Origin of the sequence: Novosphingobium sp. PhB55 (assembly GCF_004368805.1) — a bacterium.
Lineage (GTDB): Bacteria > Pseudomonadota > Alphaproteobacteria > Sphingomonadales > Sphingomonadaceae > Novosphingobium.
Genome location: NZ_SODQ01000008.1, coordinates 334,595 through 352,681, shown reverse-complemented (window position 1 = coordinate 352,681; position 18,087 = coordinate 334,595). Strand labels below are relative to the sequence as shown.

Annotated in this window: 15 protein-coding genes; 11 read left to right on the top strand and 4 right to left on the bottom strand. The window is 67.3% G+C overall.

Annotation, left to right across the window (positions count from 1 at the left end):
- Positions 1 to 325: 325 nt before the first annotated feature.
- The 5 genes from EDF57_RS21105 to EDF57_RS21085 all read left to right on the top strand — a co-directional run bounded on the left by EDF57_RS21105 (position 326) and on the right by EDF57_RS21085 (position 5,561).
- On the top strand, positions 326 to 1,954 hold the full coding sequence (locus EDF57_RS21105; RefSeq protein ID WP_134095669.1) for a hypothetical protein: 1,629 nt from the start codon (positions 326 to 328) through the stop codon (positions 1,952 to 1,954).
- An 87-nt stretch (positions 1,955 to 2,041) separates the two neighbouring features.
- Positions 2,042 to 2,503, top strand: coding sequence for a DUF2231 domain-containing protein (locus EDF57_RS21100; protein WP_347876961.1), 462 nt, complete (start codon positions 2,042 to 2,044; stop codon positions 2,501 to 2,503).
- Entirely contained in the window at positions 2,500 to 3,798 is a 1,299-nt protein-coding gene (locus EDF57_RS21095; protein ID WP_134095667.1) for a sorbosone dehydrogenase family protein, read from the top strand. Before EDF57_RS21100 ends, EDF57_RS21095 begins: the two co-directional genes overlap by 4 nt.
- A gap of 189 nt (positions 3,799 to 3,987) precedes the next feature.
- Positions 3,988 to 5,028, top strand: coding sequence for an alpha/beta hydrolase (locus EDF57_RS21090; protein ID WP_134095666.1), 1,041 nt, complete (start codon positions 3,988 to 3,990; stop codon positions 5,026 to 5,028).
- The gene (locus EDF57_RS21085; protein ID WP_134095665.1) at positions 5,025 to 5,561 is read left to right on the top strand and encodes a cytochrome P460 family protein; all 537 of its coding nucleotides are present in this window, start codon (positions 5,025 to 5,027) and stop codon (positions 5,559 to 5,561) included. The genes EDF57_RS21090 and EDF57_RS21085 overlap by 4 nt, the downstream gene beginning before the upstream one ends.
- Before the next feature lie 87 nt (positions 5,562 to 5,648).
- On the opposite strand, the gene EDF57_RS21080 is transcribed toward EDF57_RS21085, so the two are convergent.
- From EDF57_RS21080 to EDF57_RS21070, 3 genes are read right to left on the bottom strand one after another with little or no spacing between them, the layout of a single operon-like run.
- Positions 5,649 to 6,443, bottom strand: coding sequence for an alpha/beta hydrolase (locus tag EDF57_RS21080; RefSeq protein WP_134095664.1), 795 nt, complete (start codon positions 6,441 to 6,443; stop codon positions 5,649 to 5,651).
- A 22-nt stretch (positions 6,444 to 6,465) separates the two neighbouring features.
- Positions 6,466 to 6,879 carry an organic hydroperoxide resistance protein gene (locus EDF57_RS21075; RefSeq protein ID WP_132265994.1) on the bottom strand — a complete coding sequence of 138 codons (414 nt, stop codon included), beginning with the start codon at positions 6,877 to 6,879 and terminating at the stop codon, positions 6,466 to 6,468.
- 29 nt (positions 6,880 to 6,908) lie between these two features.
- Positions 6,909 to 8,219, bottom strand: coding sequence for an epoxide hydrolase (locus EDF57_RS21070; protein WP_134095663.1), 1,311 nt, complete (start codon positions 8,217 to 8,219; stop codon positions 6,909 to 6,911).
- Positions 8,220 to 8,427: 208 nt separating this feature from the next.
- On the opposite strand from EDF57_RS21070, the gene EDF57_RS21065 reads away from it, so the two are divergent.
- Both EDF57_RS21065 and EDF57_RS21060 read left to right on the top strand, forming a co-directional pair.
- Entirely contained in the window at positions 8,428 to 9,519 is a 1,092-nt protein-coding gene (locus tag EDF57_RS21065) for a redoxin domain-containing protein (RefSeq protein ID WP_134095662.1), read from the top strand.
- A 123-nt stretch (positions 9,520 to 9,642) separates the two neighbouring features.
- The gene (locus tag EDF57_RS21060) at positions 9,643 to 12,555 is read left to right on the top strand and encodes a winged helix-turn-helix domain-containing protein (RefSeq protein WP_243841189.1); all 2,913 of its coding nucleotides are present in this window, start codon (positions 9,643 to 9,645) and stop codon (positions 12,553 to 12,555) included.
- Between the two features lie 38 nt (positions 12,556 to 12,593).
- Here the strand turns inward: EDF57_RS21060 and EDF57_RS21055 are convergent, their stop codons facing one another.
- The gene (locus EDF57_RS21055; RefSeq protein ID WP_134095661.1) at positions 12,594 to 14,009 is read right to left on the bottom strand and encodes an aldehyde dehydrogenase family protein; all 1,416 of its coding nucleotides are present in this window, start codon (positions 14,007 to 14,009) and stop codon (positions 12,594 to 12,596) included.
- Between the two features lie 99 nt (positions 14,010 to 14,108).
- On the opposite strand from EDF57_RS21055, the gene EDF57_RS21050 reads away from it, so the two are divergent.
- From EDF57_RS21050 to EDF57_RS21035, 4 genes are all read left to right on the top strand, one after another.
- Positions 14,109 to 15,011 carry a LysR family transcriptional regulator gene (locus EDF57_RS21050; RefSeq protein ID WP_208324917.1) on the top strand — a complete coding sequence of 301 codons (903 nt, stop codon included), beginning with the start codon at positions 14,109 to 14,111 and terminating at the stop codon, positions 15,009 to 15,011.
- A gap of 82 nt (positions 15,012 to 15,093) precedes the next feature.
- Complete coding sequence (locus EDF57_RS21045) at positions 15,094 to 16,932, top strand: sodium:proton antiporter (RefSeq protein WP_132265984.1); 1,839 nt, start codon at positions 15,094 to 15,096, stop codon at positions 16,930 to 16,932.
- The gene (locus tag EDF57_RS21040; RefSeq protein ID WP_243841188.1) at positions 16,929 to 17,564 is read left to right on the top strand and encodes an OmpA family protein; all 636 of its coding nucleotides are present in this window, start codon (positions 16,929 to 16,931) and stop codon (positions 17,562 to 17,564) included. The genes EDF57_RS21045 and EDF57_RS21040 overlap by 4 nt, the downstream gene beginning before the upstream one ends.
- A 117-nt stretch (positions 17,565 to 17,681) precedes the next feature.
- Positions 17,682 to 17,957, top strand: coding sequence for a hypothetical protein (locus EDF57_RS21035; RefSeq protein WP_132265982.1), 276 nt, complete (start codon positions 17,682 to 17,684; stop codon positions 17,955 to 17,957).
- The last annotated feature ends 130 nt before the right edge of the window (positions 17,958 to 18,087 follow it).

Below are 18,087 nucleotides of genomic sequence, written 5' to 3'. Positions count from 1 at the left end.
AGTCCATGCTGACCCCTCGCAGGCCCCCCACATGAGCCCGCGACATACGCAGCGAAAATCGACTTGAGATAGGTGGCAGGACCAGCCACTCCGTTGAGTCCGGTTGGCCAATTCACGCAAACAAGTTTCCCATTCGCGAACCGCGAACGGGAAAAGCGGCTGAAAAGCGAAGGATTTGCAAGGGGTTCGACCCGCTAACGCAATCGTTCTTGCCAGCGAACCGCCATTTGCGAAGCCTCTGCCACGCCATGCTCGAAAACGCGGGGCACAATTCATGACGATCATGAGGCAGGCGCAGCCACCGCGCCGACGGGAGAATGAAACGATGGCTGTCGCATCACGCGTATTGCTGCTGGGCAGCGCGATATTCCTCATCGCTGCCGATGCCGCGGCAGAGCCGCAAAATTCCGATCCCATCGGCCGGGTCGATCTGGCCACCGTTCCTTTTGCCCAGGGCGAGCAGCTGATTTCGGCGACATACACGCCCTCCGGCAAAGTCCTCGTCGCCTATCGAAGCCATGCCGGCGGCGACGAGCGGGACCTGACGCTGGCGACGATGAACGACGACGGCAGCGCCCTTCGGCCGTTCTTCGCGGGACGGATCCCCGAACGCCCGAAGGACAACGGCCTTCGCTTCATGGTCTTTCCCGACGATCGCCGGATATTCCTCGGCGACTTCGTGATCGAATGCGCGATCCCGCTGGAGACTTGCGAAAAGGCCGGATTGATCCCGGTGCTCTACCCGCCCGAAGTCGCCGACGGCGGTCATATCGCCCATCGCTGGTCGGAAATGGTGATCGCCCCTGACAATCGGCACGTCGCCTGGACGACGCTCTTCGCGAATTTCTCCGCGGCCGTGTTCACGGGGACCTTGCAGCGGCAAGGCGACAGCTACCGGATCACCGCGCCGCGCATCGTCAGCACGCGCGAACCTTTCGCCGCGGACCCGCGCCATGCCGATGGGGTGATCCCGCAGCCTGTCCGCGGCGGCGAAGTGAAGCAGTTCGTGCGCGGCGGCACGGCGCTCTCGCTGGTGGGGGCGATCAGGCGCGACTTGCCGGACTCGGTCACGCTGGACCTGGCGAGCGGCGGCCTTCAGGCCGTCACCGATACGCCTGGCTATACCGAAACCACCATCTTCTCGCCCGACGAACGCCTGGGGCTGACGATGACGACGCGGTTTTCGGCGCAGACCGACCCGGCCATCCTGGGCCTGATGCCGCGCCCCTATCCCGCCGCGCTCAACATGGGGCTGAGCATGTTCGCCTATACTTATGCCGTTACCGGCGTGCGGAGTTCGCGTGAGGGCAGCATAGGTCCGGCGCTCATCGATATCGCCGCCTCGCAGCGACAGGACGGCTACCTCGGCAAGGACCTGGGCACCGAGGCGGGCTGGGTGTTCAACTCGCCGCTGTCCTGGAATCCGGATGGCAAAAGGGGAATGTGGATCGAGAACCGCAGGGGCAGTTCCACGAAGCGCATCCGCATGGTGCGGCTGCCCGATTACCGGCCCGGCCCCGCGGTGAAGGCGCGCGCGACGCCCGAACGGATGGCCTATGCGTCTTCCGATATGACCGAAGTTCCGAAACTGGCCGATCAGGCGAAGGCGGTGAACGTGAAGGTCTATGGCCGGACCTCCGGGTACATCGCCTATGAACGGACAGCGGCGGCGATCTCCAAGACCTATGTCGATTTCAGCGACGATGGCGCCGCCCTCTACAACGGCCGCGAGACCACGCATGTTCATCCCGCCGGTGCATCGACCTATGAGGCCGACATCGTTCTGGCCGGTCCGAAGCCCGGTGAGATGAAGCTGAAAGTGACTTTCGGGCCGCTTTCGGGCGCGCGGCCCAGCGCGATCGACTTCTCGCGCGACGGGCAGGGCCAGCCGCGCAGTGGCGGCTTCGCCAGCTATGCCGGCCAGCGGCTGGAGGTGACCAGCCTCGTGCCATGAGCAGGACCGACGCCCCGCGACGAAACAAAACGGCATACCGGGCATTTGCAGGAGCGATACTTATCCCTTCCCATCGGGAGATCCACCTTGCTCAGTGCGCAGCCGGCCGTCCGGCCTATCCGTCCGCTTCGCCGGTCGCTTCATCCGCTTCACGCGCTGTTGATGGCCTTTCCAGTCGCGCTGTTTCCCAGCGCGTTGCTGTCCGACGTGACTTACGTGAAGACCGCGCAGATCCAGTGGACCAACTTCTCCGCCTGGCTGATTACCGGCGCGCTGCTGTTCGGCGGGTTGGCACTGCTCTGGAGCGCCATCGCCACCTGGGCCGCGCGGGAGCCGATGGAGCGGCGCCATAACGGCGTGGTGACGGTGCTGCTGGCGCTCGCGTGGATCGCGGGGCTGTTCAACGCCTTCCAGCACAGCCATGACGGTTGGGCTTCGGTGGGAACGATGGGCGTGGTGCTCTCGGTTCTGAGCACGATCCTCGCGCTGGCCGCGGGCTGGGTGGGCCATTCGCAAGGCCGCGTTCTGGCAGTGGAGGCAGGCCGATGATCTTTCGCCATATCGCCATCGGCGCATCGGCGCTGGCGCTCGCGGCTTGCGGCAGCAGCAATCCCGATCTCGATCAGACCGGCGCGCAGCCGGACCTGCCGAAGCAGCGGCAGACCCTGTTGCCGCCCATGAACATCGCCACTCCGGCGGGCTGGAACGGTGAAGCGCCCAGGGCGCCGGCCGGCTTTGCCGTCACCGCCATCGCCACCGGGCTCAAGGTGCCGCGCCAGATCCTGGTGCTGCCCAATGGCGACATCCTCGTGGCGGAAGGCATGGGCGGCCAGGACGCGCCGACCGTGCGGCCCAAGGACGTGATCGCCGGCTACATCAAGTCCATGGGCAAGACCTCGGTGAAGGGCGGCAACCGCGTGACCTTGCTGCGCGACACCAATGGCGACGGCAAGCCGGACTTGCGCACCGAATTCGCGACCGGGCTCAACGCGCCCTACGGCCTCGCCTATGCCGACGGGAACATCTACGTGGCAGATCAGGATGCGGTGATCCGCTTCCCCTATCGCGACGGCATGACCCGCGCGGAAGGTCCGGGCGTGGAACTCGTGAAGCTGCCTTCGCGCATCAACCATCACTGGACCAAGGCGATGACGGCCTCTGCCGATGGCTCGAAGCTCTATGTCGGCATCGGCTCCAACAGCAATATCGGCGAGCGCGGCCTCGACGTGGAGCAGGACCGGGCGCAGATCTGGGAAATCGACCGGCAGACGGGCGCGCACCGGACTTATGCTTCCGGCGTGCGCAATCCCACGGCGATGGCCATCAATCCCGCCAATGCCCAGCTCTGGACAGTGGCCAACGAGCGCGACGAACTGGGCCCGCAACTGGTGCCGGACTATCTCACTTCCGTGCGCGACGGCGGCTTCTATGGCTGGCCCTATAGCTACTGGGGGCAGAACGTGGACCCCCGCGTCCATCCGCAGAAGCCTGCCATGGTGCGTGCGGCGATCCGTCCCGACTATGCGCTGGGATCCCATGTCGCCGCGCTGGGGCTGTCCTTCGTCACGGGAACGGGCCTCGGCGGCAACTTCGCGCAAGGGGCCTTCGTCGGCGAGCACGGCAGCTGGAACCGGCAGGACCTCTCCGGCTACAAGGTGGTCTGGGTGCCCTTCGCCAATGGCCGCCCCGCCGGCAAGCCGCAGGACTTCCTGACCGGTTTCATCAAGGACGGCCATGCCCGCGGCCGGCCGGTGGGCGTCGCCTACGATCCGGTGGGCGGAGCGCTGCTGGTGGCCGACGATCTTTCGAACATCGTCTGGCGCGTGGCACCTGTCCGGCCCTGACGCTTCCTGGCCGCCGCCTGCGCTGGATTGAAACCATCGCACGCGGCGGCTCGGCCTTCGGAAAGGGTGGCTCCGGTTCAGGGCGATGAAATGAAGTCGTTTTCCGCTGCGCTCACAGAACCTCACGCCAATTAACAAGCCGGATCGGCGCGGCCCGTTTATGACTTCCTGGCAGACAAGGAGGTCGTCATGCTCAACGAAACGCCCATTCTTACCCCTTCCCGGCGGCGCGAATTCATCGCCGGCGCCGCGGCGCTGGCAGCGGCCATGGTGGCTGGTCTCGGGCCGAAAAGCGCCATGGCGGCCGCGCCCGTGCGGCAGGCATCCATTGCCCTTGAGCCGGTGCGGCAGATTGCTGCCGGCACGCTCGACATCGGCTACGTGGAAATGGGCCCGTCTTCCGGGCAGCCCGTGCTGCTGTTCCACGGTTGGCCATACGACATCCACAGCTTCGCCCAGGTCGCGCCGATCCTGGCCGCGCAGGGGCACCGCGTCATCGTTCCCCACTTGCGCGGCTTCGGCACGACCACCTTCCGGTCGGCGGCCAGCCCGCGCAATGGCCAGCAGGCCGCGCTGGCGGCAGACGGCATTGCCTTGATGGATGCGCTCGGCATTCGGCAGGCCATCGTCGCCGGGTTCGACTGGGGCGCCCGCACGGCGGACATCATGGCGGCGCTCTGGCCGCAGCGGTGCAAGGCGCTGGTATCGGTCAGCGGCTACCTGATCGGCAGCCAGGCGGGGAATGCCAAGCCCTTGCCGCCCAAGGCCGAACTGCAATGGTGGTATCAGTTCTACTTCGCCACCGAGCGCGGCCGCGCCGGCTATGCGGCCGACACCAAAGCCTTCAACCGCCTCATCTGGCAGCAGGCCTCGCCCCGTTGGGCTTTCGACGACGAGACGTATGCGCGCTCGGCCGCGTCCTTCGCCAATCCGGACCACGTCGATATCGTCATTCACAATTACCGGTGGCGGCTCGGCCTGGCGCAGGGCGAGTCGCAGTACGACACTGCCGAGGCGCAGCTTGCATCGGCGCCTGCGATCACCGTTCCCGCGATCACCATGGAAGGCGATGCCAACGGCGCGCCGCACCCGGAGCCTGGCGCTTACCGCGCGAAGTTCTCCGGCCCCTACGAGCATCGCCTCATCACCGGTGGGATCGGCCATAACCTGCCGCAGGAAGCGCCCGAGGCCTTCGCCAAGGCCGTGCTCGATGCGGGGAAGCTGGCATGACGCTGCGTCCCGGCGCCTGCTGCCTCGCGCTGGCTGCGGCGTTCCTGGGCCTGTCCACCATGGTGGCGGCCCAGGACCGGCAGACGGAAGCGGCCCCTGTCTACGGCGTGAGGTTGCCTGAGGGCTACCGTGACTGGAAGCTCATCAGCGTCGCGCACGAGGCGGGCAAGAACAACGACATCCGTGCGATCCTGGGCAACGAGATCGCCTTGCGTGCCTATCGCGCGGGAACGCGGCCGTTCCCCGATGGCGCGGTGATCGTGCGGCTGGCCTGGCGCTTCGAATCGTCGCCCCGGAACGATGCGGTGTTCCCCGCTCCGCAGTCCTTCGTGGCGGGGGAGGCCACTAACGTCCAGGTCAGCGTCAAGGATGCGCGGCGCTATGCGGCCAGCGGCGGATGGGGCTACGGCCAGTTCGAGGACGGAAAGCCTGACCCCGGCGAGGCACTGACACGCTCCTGCGCCGCCTGCCATGCCAGGCTTGACGCGGGCGAACCGGGTGCGGACCGGGTCTTCACCGACTACGCACGCTGAAGCGGGCGACATCGATCGCCCGCTTGCCGCCAGTCGCTGGCCATGACGCCGGTGCGGGACGCTATCGCCCGCACCGGCGTTCCTGTTTTATTTGGCCATGGCGGCCCGCTCGATCAGCGCCGCGACTTCGGCCGGGTGCGACACCATGACGACATGCGAGCCGCCCTTCACGACCACCGTCTGCCGCGACTGCGCGCGCTCGGCCATGTAGTGCAGGGCGGCCGGCGGAATGTTCCGGTCGGCATCGCCATAGACGAACCACGAAGGCACATGCTTCCAGGCCGGCGCGGTCGAGGGTTCGGAGAGCGCGGCCTCGGCCACCGGGCGCTGCCCGGCCGCCATCAGGCGTGCCTCCGCCGCTGGCACATCGGCCGCGAACTGGTCGTGGAAACGGGCCTGAAGGATGTAGAGATCCTTGCCGCCGCCCGCGATCGGGACGGGCGGCGCCAGTGCCGGAGCGAGCGTACTGCCGGGAAACTTGCCGGTCAGACCCAATGCGGTCTCGCCCGCGTCCGGCGCGAAGGCGGCGACGTAGACCAGCCCCTTGACGCTCGGCAGTCCATCGGCCGCCTCGGAGATGACCGACCCTCCGTAGGAATGGCCGACCAGCACCACGGGTCCGGCAATGTTTTTCACCACGTCCGAAACGACAGCGGCGTCCGCACGGACCCCGCGCAAGTTGTCAGGCGCGGCGACGACGGCATATCCGTCGTGCTGGAGCACGGAAATGACGCCGTTCCAGCTGGAGGAATCCGCAAAGGCGCCGTGGACCAGCACGATCGTCGGTTTCGGTGTCGGCGTGCGCGTCTGCGCCTCTGCCGCGGCATAGGGAACGAGCGCGCCTGCAGCCAGGGCCAGCGCGCCGGCAAGGACAGTCTTCATGATGGAAATCTCCGTTACAGGGTCAGGCCAGGGCCACGACGGTGTCGATGTTGCCCTTCACCGCCTTGGAGTAAGGGCAGGTGCGATGCGCCGCTTCGATGATCTGGCGCGCGAGGTCCGGTTCGAGCCCGGGCACATGGACATCGAGCCTTGCTGCCAGCGCATAGCCGTCCGGGCCGTGGCGGAGTTCGACATGCGCATCGATGGAAAGGTCGCTCGGGAGCGTCACGCCCCTGGTTGCGGCGGCAATGCCCATCGCGCCCTCGAAACAGGCCGACCAGCCGGCGGCAAAGAGCTGCTCCGGATTGGTGCCCTGGCCTGCCGTGCCGGGGGTGGACAGCGCGATGTCGAGGCGCCCGTCGGAACTGCGGGCCTTGCCTTCGCGGCCGCCGGTGACATGGACTTCGGCGGTATAGAGCGTCTTGATGTCGGACATGGGTATTCTCCTTTTATTTGAGGGGTTCGTCAGCGCAGGGGGCGGAAGGCGGCGCGCAGTTCCCGGGCGAAGAGCGCGGGCTGCTCCCAGGCGGCGAAATGGCCGCCGGTTTCTGTCTCGTTGAAGTAGAACAGGTTGCGGTAGCAGCGCTCGGCCCAGCTTTTGGGCGCGCGAAAGATCTCGCCCGGGAAGACGCTGACGGCCACGGGCAGGTCGATGATGCCGCGCGCGTTGAAGTTGTTCGAATGGTCTTCCCAATAGATCCGCGCGGCCGAGGCCCCGGTTTCGGTGAGCCAGTAGAGCGAGATGTCGTCGAGTATCGCCTCGCGGCCCAGGACGCGCTCCGGCTGCCCGCCGCTGTCGGTCCACTGGGCGATCTTCTCGTACATCCAGGCGGCCATGCCCACGGGCGAATCGACCAGCGAATAGCCGATGGTCTGCGGCCGGGTGTTCATCATCGCGGCATAGGCCGAGTTATCGCGATAGAAGGCCTGGAGCTGCTCGAACGCCCGGCGTTCCTTGGCCGAGAGCTGGCCGGGTGCGGGATCTCCTGCTGCCAGGGTCCGGGCGATGTCGGCCGGGACCACGGCGGGCATGTTGAGATGGATGCCCAGCAGGCCCGGCACATGCTGAAGCGCCATGCGCTGAGAGATCACCGAACCGCAATCGCCGCCCTGGCTGACATAGCGGTCGTAACCGAGCCGCAGCATCAGCGTGGACCAGGCGCGGCCGATCCGGTCCGATCCCCAACCCGGCGTGGTCGGCCTGGCCGAAAACCCGAAGCCCGGGATCGAGGGGATGACGAGGTGGAAGGCATCCTCGGCCATGCCGCCATGGGCGGTCGGGTCCGTCAGCGGAGCGATGACGTTCAGGAATTCCAGGACGGAGCCGGGCCAGCCATGGGTGAGGATCATCGGCATGGCGTTCTCATGGCGGGAGCGCACATGGATGAAGTGGATGTCCAGCCCGTCGATCTCGGTCATGAACATCGGCAGGGCATTGAGGCGCGCCTCCACCTGCCGCCAGTCGTAGGCGCCGCCCCAGTAGGCCATGAGCGGCTGCAACGTCTGGCGGCGCACGCCCTGGCTGTCGTCCTCCACGGGCTGGGGATCGGCCCAGCGGGTTTCGGCGATACGGCGCTTCATGGCCGCGATCCGCTCCGCAGGCACCGCGACCCGGAACGGACGGACGCTACCGGCCTTTCCGGGCATCGCGGCCGCCCCGAGCGCATCGTCCGATGCCAGCGCGCGGGCCGTGCCGGGCAGGGCGGCCAGGGCCACCGCGGCCGTTCCCGCCCCGGCCACGAAATTCCGGCGCGATGTCAGATTGTCTGCGATCATCTCTCTTCTCCTTGGCCGGTCTCCGGGCCGTGTGGCGGACAAAGTAGAGGGATCGTCGCGGGATGCCCGTTAGCTGCGGTGATGCCGCGTTAGCGCCTGTTGTGCGCCGCCGCCCCGGGCGAAACTGCGCGCAGCTAACGCAAGCTGGCGTGCAGGACTGCCTTCCCGGCGCCTAGAACGCGGGCTCCATCCAAGGGAGCCATCCGCCATGACAACGAACCGCTCGCTGGGCTTCATCGCCGCCGCCCTCATGACCGCAGGAAGCACGACGGCGCTCTGCTGCCGCGAGGCGCTGGCCCGCCCGCTGCAGGACGGCGACGCCGTCGCCGCAGCCACTCCCTCCCGGATCGGGCCGATTGACCTGCTGGAACGGGCGCGGCCATGGCTGGCGCCGCAGGGCGCTCCGACGCTGCGCGGCAAAGTGGTGCTGGTGAATTTCTGGACTTACTCCTGCATCAACTCGCTGCGGGCGCTGCCTTATCTGCGTGCCTGGAGCGATCGCTATGGAGACAAGGGATTGCAGGTGGTCGGCGTCCATGCGCCGGAGTTCGGCTTCGAGCACGATCCCGCCAAAGTCCGCAGCGCCGTTGCCGCGCTGGACATCGGCTATCCCAACCTTCAGGACAACGACTATGCGATCTGGAGCGCCTTTGCGAACGAGGGCTGGCCGGGCTTCTATTTCATCGACGCGAAAGGCCAGGTCCGCGCCTATCGCGTGGGAGAAGGCGGTTACGACCAGGCCGAGCAATTGCTGCGCAAGCTCCTGACCGAGGCCGGCCATGACGTTTCGGGCGTGCCGCTGGCCTCGATCACGGGGCAAGGCATCGAAGCCGAAGCCGACTGGCGCAACCTGAAATCGCCCGAAGCCTATCTCGGCTATGCCAAGGCGGCCGCCTTCGCTTCGCCCGGCGGGTTCGAGCGCGATGCCGCACATCGTTATGTCCCCGCGCGGGCGCTGCCTCTGAACCGCTGGGACTTGTCCGGCGATTGGAGCGTGGGGCCGGAATTCGCGGTGTCGGGCGGTTCGGACGGCGCCATTCGCTTTCGGTTCCATGCCCGCGATGCCCACTTCGTGCTCGGCGCGCCTGCCGGTGGAAAGCCCGTGCGCTTCCGGGTGACGATCGACGGTGCGGCCCCCGGCGCCGATCATGGCGCGGATACCGACGCGGCCGGTTGGGGCGAGTTGCGGCAGGACCGGCTCTACCAGATCGTCCGCCAGCACGGCGCCGTCACCGATCGCACGGTTCGCATCGAATTCTCGCAGCCGGGCGTCCGCGCCTATTCGGTTACATTTGGATAATCCCGCCCTCCTTTGCGCACCGTGTCTTGATCTGGGAAGGAAACTGCTGAAAACGCCTAGTCAGGTTTGTGTGATCCCGTCGATACATAGTGGCAGGCGGGGATCCAGAGGACAGGCGATATCGTGGCGGATCAGGACAACCCGGCGTTCGGCGAGCAGATGGTGTTCGGGCCGTTCTGCCTCTCTCCCGGGGCGCGTCTGCTGACGCGTGACGGACAGCCGGTGGAGATCGGCGGGCGTTCGTTCGACTTGCTCGTTGCCCTGGCCGAACAGCCCGGCCGCGTCCTGTCCAAACGCGAACTGCTTCGGCGCGTATGGCCCGATGTTGTGGTGGAAGATGGCAGCCTGCGCTTCCACATGGCGGGCCTGCGCAAGATTCTGGGCGAAGGCGGTAAGGCAGGTGACGGTGGCGGGGCAGGCGAGGGCGATCAGGGTGGCGGCGCGCGCTACATCGCCACGCAAGTCGGCGTCGGCTACGCCTTCGTCGCCCCGGTCGAGAGACCGGCGGAGGCCGGTTCCCCGCCGGACGTCACGACACCGAAGGTGGCCGAAGGCTTCACGACCAATATCCCGCCGCCGCTGCCGCACCTCATCGGCCGTGAGCGCGATGTGGAACTCCTGCTGAACCGCGTGGTCGATACGCCGATATTCACCATCGCCGGCCCGGCCGGCGTGGGAAAGACGTCGCTCATGGTCGAGATCGGCCACCGGCTGACGGCGCGCTTCGCGGGCGATGCCGCTTTCGTCGACTTCGGCATGCTGGAGAACCCCTCGCTCGTGCCGCCGATGATCGCCGGGGCCATGGGCATATCCGTGCATAGCGGCGATCCCGCCGCGGTGATCCTGGGCCACTTGCGCGACCGGCCTTTCCTGCTGCTGCTCGACAATTGCGAGCATGTCGTGGAGCAGGCGGCAGAGATCGTCGAGCGGATCACCGAAGCCGCGCCGCAAGTGCGGATCGTCACGACCTCGCGGGAGCCGTTGCGGGTGAGGGGGGAACATGTCCACCGCCTCGACGCGCTGGACTATCCCGAGGATCCGGAGGGCATGACGCGGGCGCAATTGCTGGCCTATCCCGCCGTGCAGTTGTTCTGCGAAAGGGCGCGGGCGGCCGACAGCGCGCTGGAAATCGACGCGGAGGATGCCCGCCTCATCGCCGGGATGTGCCTCCGGCTGGACGGCATGGCCCTGCCTATCGAACTCGCGGCCGTGCGCGTCGCCGCTCACGGGGTGGCGGCCACGGCCCGCCAGATCGGCGAGCGTTTCAGCCTTGCATGGGCAGGGCGGCGCACCGCGCAGCCGCGCCAGCAGACCCTTCGCGCCGCGCTGGACTGGAGTTACGACTTGCTCTCCCCGGCCGAACGAACCGTGCTGGACCGACTCTCCGTCTTCGTCGGCCCCTTCTCGATCGATGCCGCCATCTATGTGGTGAGCGATGCCGCGCTCGGTTCAGACGAAGTGGCGGCCTCGTTCGACGAACTCACGGCCAAGTCGCTCATTTCGCCCAATCGCCTGCGCGGCACGGGGACCTATCGCCTGCTGGAGATGACCCGCGCCTATGCCAAGGAAAAGCTTGCCGGGCGCGGGCCGGAGGAGCTTCGGGCCACCACCCGGCGTCATGCGGCGTTCTTCCTGACGGAACTGGAAGCGATCGCGGCGCAGGATGCCGCCGCCTTCCAGGACCCGCGCTCGTTTCGGCCGCAGCTGGGCAATATCCGCAGCGCCCTGGACTGGAGCTTCGGGCCGGAGGGAGACCTGAAGCTCGCCGTGCGTCTGGCCGCCGCCAGCCTGCGGGTCTTCCTCAATCTGTCGCACCTCGTGGAGTGCCGCACCTGGGCGGCCCGCGCCATCGCGGCGCTGGAGCCGGAGCAGCGCGGCAGCGCGATGGAACTGGAATTGCAGAGCGCGCTGGGCATCGCGCTGATGTTCACCCGCGGCAACAGTCCCGAAGCAGGGGCGGCGCTCACCCGCGCGCTGGACATCGGCACTGGGCTGGAAGATCGCTGGGGGCAGCTCTGCACGCTGGCCCGCCTGCACATCTTCCACGAGCGCATCGGCGAATACGAAGTCGCCATGCGCCATGCCGAACGGGCGGTGGAGATTGCCGAGGCGATCGGAGAACCCGAGGCCCTGGCGGTGGCCTATTCGCTTTCGGGCATCTCCCATCACCTGGCAGGCTATCAGACCCGCGCCCGGCACGACCTGGAACGCGCGCTGGCGGCCAGTCCGCCTTCCGAGCGCAGCCGGACGATCGCTTTCGGGTTCGATCATCGCAACCGGTCCACCATTGCCCTCGCGCGGACCCTGTGGCTCTCCGGCGAACCCATGGCCGCGCGCGCTCTGGCAGAACAGGCCGTGCGCGAGGCGGCGGGGCTGGATCATCCGGTAACGCATTGCATCGCGCTCATATGGGCTTTCTCGGTCTACTTGTGGATGGGCGAGATGGCGCTGGTGGACCAGACACTGGCGGCTTTCACCGATAGCGCCCAAGTCAACGCGCTCGGCCCCTATATCGCGGCCGCCGGGGGTTTCCGGGGCGAAGTGGCCGTGGAGCGGGGCGATCATGCCGCGGCCGTTCTGGCGCTGCAGGAGAGCCTCTCGCTTCTGCGCGCCGCGCGCTACGATCTGTTGACGACGCCGTTCTCGATCGCCCTGGCGCGCGGATTGGCCGCGGAGGGCCGGCTGCAGGATGCGCGGCAGGTCGTCGATGCCACCATTGCCCGCTGCACCGCCAATGAAGAGCGCATCGCCTTGCCGGAACTGCTGCGGATCAAGGCCGCGATAGTCGGTGCGGCCAGCGCCGATGCGGCAGGCGCGGCGCGGGCATTGCTGGAGGAAGCGCGCAGTCTCGCCCGCGATCAGGGCGCCCGTGCGTGGGAACTGCGCGCCGCGCTCGATCTGGCGGCGACGCTGGTCCAGGAGGGCAAGGCCCATGAGGCCAGGGCGCTTGTCGAGCAGGCCCGGCACGATATGTCACGGCCCGCCCAGGATCGCGATCTTGGGCGGGCCGAAACGCTGCTCGCTTCCCTGTCGTAGGGCGGCGTCGCAAGGCGGGGCCCTGCGAAGCAGGCGGCTCAGGCCATGATGGCCTTGGCCTCCAGCAGGGCTTCGATGCCGAAGGCGCCGTTGTCCCGGCCGAGGCCCGAGTGCTTGAAACCGCCGAACGGGGCGGTCATTTCCATCGGCGCGCCGTTGATGATGATGCGGCCCGCCAGGATGCGCTCGGCCACGGCGCGCGCCCTTTGCGGGTCGCCACCGGCGACATAGGCGTGAAGGCCGTAGTCGGTGTCATTGGCGATGGCGACGGCCTCTTCGTCGCCCTCGTAGGGAATGATCGAAAGGACGGGGCCGAAGATTTCCTCGCGGGCTATCGTCATGTCGTTGCGCACGTCGGTGAAGATCGTCGGCTTCACGAACCAGCCCTCGGCCGCGCCTTCGGGACGGCCTTCGCCGCCGGCCAGCAGGATCGCGCCTTCTTCCTGCCCCTTGCGAATGTAGGACTGCACGCGGTCCCACTGGCGCTGGCTGACCATCGGGCCGATCGTCGTTGCCGGATCGCGCGGATCACCGGACCGGACATGGGCCACGGCTTCCCGGATGCCGGTCTCGAACGCCTTCAACCGGTGCGCCGGGACGAGGATGCGCGTGCCCGCGATGCAGGCCTGGCCGCTGTTGTTGAAGCCGGCGGCGAGCGCGAAGGGGATGGCAGCGTCGAAGTCGGCATCGTCGAGCACGACCATCGGCGACTTGCCGCCCAGTTCCAGCGTGACTCGCTTGAAGGTTTCGGCCGCGGTGCGCAGGATCGCCCGGCCGGTGACCGTGGAGCCGGTGAAGGAGACTTTCGCGATATCGGGGTGGCCGCTGAGTTCCGCGCCGACCACGTCGCCCCGGCCATTGACGATGTTGAAGACGCCCGCCGGGATCCGTGCCTCATGCAAGGCTTCGGTGACGATCTGGGTCTGCAGCGCGCTCATTTCGCTGGGCTTGATCACGCATGTCGCCCCGGCCGCGATCACCATGGCCAACCGGGCAGCGATGAACCCGGGATTGGCATTCCAGGGCGTGATGATGGCGGCTACGCCCAGCGGTTCCATCGTTACCGTGGCGGTGCCCATCTGGCGCACGAAAGCATAGTCTTCCAGCGCCTTGGCCGCCTCGCGAAAGGCACCCACGGCGTAGTCCACCATCCAGGCGGAGCGTGAGACCGGCGCGCCGTATTCTTCGATCACGGCATCGAGAAGTTCGGCGCGGCGGGTCTCCAGGGCTGCGGCCAGGCGTTCGAGCATGGCGGACCGTTCGGCCTTGCTCGTTCGCGCCATCGCCGGGAAAGCGCGCCGCGCCGCAGCAACCGCCTTGCGGGCGTCGATCGCGTCGCCGAGCCGAACTTGCCCGATCACGCCTGCGGTGGCCGGATTGTGGAGATCGAACAGCTCCGTGCCGTGGGGGGTCACGAACTGCCCGTCGATGTAAATGGTGTCGATGGTCTTCATGTCACTGGGTCCTTTCCTGGGAACCCGGCTGATGTAGTTCTGTGGAATTATCTGGATAAGCAGGATAGAGTGGGATGGGTTGATGAAGGAATAGGGATAATGAAAAGCGGCCTGGCCGAATTCGAAGGCGTGGTGATGATCGCGCGTCTCGGCAGTTTTCGTGCTGCCGCCGAGGAGTTGGGCCTGTCGACGTCGGCGCTCAGCCACGGCGTTGCGGCGCTGGAGCGGCGGCTGGGGGTGCGCCTGTTCAACCGAACGACCCGCAGTGTCTCGCCCACGGATGCCGGGGCGCAGTTCATTGCCCGCATCGCCCCTGCGCTCGTGGAAATCGGCAGCGCCATCGAGGCTGTGAACAGCCATCGCGACACGCCCGCCGGCACGTTGCGCATCAATACATCCGCCGGGGCCGGCCGCATGACCCTGACCCCGATCTTCCTCGAATATCTGGCGCGTTTCCCGGACATGAACCTGGTGCTGGCGACGGAAGGCCGGCTGGTGGACATCGTGCAACAAGGGTTCGACGCCGGCATCCGGCTGATGGAACATGTGCCGCAGGACATGATCGCGGTGCCCATCGGCGGTCCGGTGCGGATGATCGTCGTCGCCACGCCGGGCTACCTCGCGCAATGGGGAACGCCGCAAGTGCCCGCCGACCTGCTGCATCACCGCTCCATCCGCGCGCGGCTGGCCACCGGCGCGATCTGGAAATGGGAGTTCGAGCGGCGGGGAGAGGCGGTGGAAGTCGACGTTCCCGGTGCCCTCGTCCTGGACGAAATGACGCTGATGCAGGAAGCGGTCCTGGCCGGTATCGGGCTGGCCTATCTCAACGAATGGTCGGTCAGGGAGCATGTCGCGCAGGGCCGGCTGGTGGCGGTGCTGGAGGATTGGAGCCCGCCCTATCCGGGCCTCACGCTCTACTATCCGGGCAACCGCCATACCCCGGCCGGTCTGCGGGCCCTGGTCCAGCTGATCCGGGAGCGAAACCTGGCGGAAGCCGGCTAGCGATCCGTTCAGGGGCTTGCTGGGGAAAAAAATTCGTGCCCGCCGGTTACCTTGGCTGCCCGAGATGGTTATGCCTCCCGTCATGCAGCAGCAAGCCCTCGTCTTCGCGCTGATCGGCTTCCTCGGTATCGGCGCGCAATGGATCGCGTGGCGTACCGGTTGGCCGGCCATTGCCCTCATGCTCGCCGCCGGTGTCCTTGCAGGTCCCGTCACCGGCCTCGTCGTTCCCGAACACACTTTCGGTGACCTGCTGGAACCGATGATCTCGGTCGCGGTGGCGCTGATCCTGTTCGAAGGCGGCCTCAGCCTCAATTTCCGCGAACTCAGAAAGACCGAAGGCGCGGTGACGCGCCTGATGATGATAGGCATTCCCGTGGGCTGGGTGCTTGGCGCCGTGGCCTGCTACTACGTCGCGGGGCTGGTCTGGCCGGTCGCGATCCTGTTCGCAGGCATTCTGGTGGTGACCGGGCCCACCGTGGTCATTCCCCTGCTGCGCCAGAGCAACATCGCGCCGCGGCCGCGCGCGATCCTGAAGTGGGAAGCGATCGTCAACGATCCCTTCGGCGCGCTCTGCGCCGTCATCACTTACGAATACCTGCGCCGGGCGGGCGAAGGCGGCACGCTGCTTTCGGTCCTGGCCGCCCTCCTGGCTGCCGCGCTCGTGGCGGGGCTCATCGGCTATGCCGTGGCCCGCGCCATCGCCTGGGCCTTCCCGCGCGGACATGTGCCGGAATATCTCAAGGCACCCGTCCTGCTGGTGGCGGTGATCGGCACGTTCGTCCTCTCCAACATGATCCAGCAGGAAACCGGTCTGCTCGCTGTCACGGTGATGGGCGTGGCCATCGCCAACATGCGGCTGGATTCCCTGCGCGACATTCACCCTTTCAAGGAGAACGTCACCGTTCTCCTTATCTCGGGCGTCTTCGTGCTGCTGTCCGCCTCGCTCGACTTTGGAGTGCTGCGCCAGTTCGAGTGGCGCTTCATCGCCTATCTGCTGGCGCTGCTGTTCGTGGTTCGCCCGGCAACGGTGCTGCTGAGCCTGGCCTTCAGCAAGATCCCGTGGAACGAGCGGCTGTTGGTGGCATGGATCGCGCCGCGCGGCGTGGTCGCCGTGGCGATGTCCGGCCTTTTCGCGCTCCGGCTCGACCAGCTGGGTTACGGCGACGGCAGCATCCTGGTGACGCTGTCGTTCTCGGTGGTCGTGGCCACTATCCTCGCGCATGGTTTCAGCATCCGCTACGTGGCGCGCTGGCTGAAGGTGACGGGCGCGCGCAAGAAGGGGCTGCTGATCGTGGGCAGCACTTCGTGGAGCCTCTCGCTGGCCAACCAGCTGCGTCAGCTCGACGTTCCGGTGATGATCGTGGACACCAGCTGGCAGCGCCTCTCCGTCGCCCGGCAGGCCGGCATTGCCACTTACCACGGAGAGATTCTGGCGGAATCGACCGACGAGCGCCTCGACCTCACGCAGTTCCAGGTCCTGGCCGCGACGACCGACAACGAAGCCTACAATGCGCTCGTCTGCAGCGAGTTCGCCCCGGACATCGGCCGGGACTCGGTCTATCAGCTCGGCGGGATGGGCGATGACGAGGACCACCGCAGCTTGCCCGAAGCCTTGCGCGGCCGCGCCATGTTCGCCTCCGGGATCGGCGTGGCGGAAATCGCCGAACACGAACGCGCCGGCTGGGCCTTCCGCAAGACCCGCATCAGCGAGCAGTTCGACTTCGCCGATGCGCAGGCTGCGCTGCCGGAAGATGCGAACATGCTGTTCCTGCTGCGCAAGGACGGCAGGATCCTGTTCTTCACGCACGCCTCGCGGCCCACGCCGCAACCGGGCGACACGATCATTTCCTATGGCCCGTCGCGCCACGGCGAGCCCGAAAACACCCGCGACACGATTGAAAACAAGGAGGCGACAGCATGAAAAGCGCGCCCATGATCGCATCCGCGATCCTGCTGGCGGCCCTCGGCGGCTGCCAGCAGGGCACCGGAAGCGAGGGAGAGAGTACCGATAGCGCCACGCAGGGGGCAGCGCCCGATGCGGTCGTTCCCGACAGCGCCCTTCCTGACGCGGACGCCAGCGCCGCACCCGATCCTGCGGCGGACGAACCGAAGAAATCGATCATCCGCGCCGATGTCGATGTGGGGCCGACCCAGGCACCGCCGGTCGAGACGGTCCACCTCGTCGTGCCCTATCCGGCAAAGGGCGCCAGGCCCGACGAGGCCGGGCGTGCGCTGCTGGACGGGTTGCTGACCACGCCCGCTTTCGCGGCCGGCGGGGCGATCACGATCTGGGGGCACAGCGACTCCCGCGGTTCGGATGCGGACAACCTGGCCGCCTCGCGCAGGCGGGCGGAAGCGGCGCGCGACTATCTCGAAAGCAAGGGAGTCGCGAAAGCGCGCATTTCGGTCGTCGCGCTGGGAGAGGCGCGCCCCATCGCGCCCAATCGCAAGCTCGATGGCAGCGACGACCAGGAAGGGCGCGCCAGGAACCGCCGGGTGGAGGTGGAGATCGCCGCTCCGCAGCCCTCCGCGCCGGCCTCGCCGACGCCCTGAGGCAACGACGGGGCGGTTTCTCCGTTTGCATGGTGCAGGCCGAACGCGCAGGGTTGCCGTCTCTTTCGAGACGGGCCTGCGCCTTCGGCCCCATGCCCTAAGGAGGAACACGTTATCATGACCCCCATCGAGCGAGCCGCACGCGCCGTGGTGCAGCAACAGTCCGCACCTGCGCGCTGGGAGGATCTGGCGGAGGCGGAGCAGGACCGGCTGAAAGCGGACATTGCCGCCGCCCTCCTGGCCCTGCGCGAGCCCGACGATCACATGGAAGCGGCCGGGGATCTCGCTCTGGAAAGCGCCAGCTGCCGCGCGATCTGGAGCGCCATGGTCGATGCGGCCTTGGCCGACCGGGACGAGCCCGATGCGACACCATCGCCCGATCCGCTCGCCTGACCGGCGGCGCGAATTCGCAGGCGCCATGCGTCTCTCGCTTGCGCCTGACAGCAATCGGCGGCAGGACTTTTCGCGGTCGCAACGATTGCATGAATCGGCAGAGCCAGCAACTTGCCCGAGTTTCGCGAGT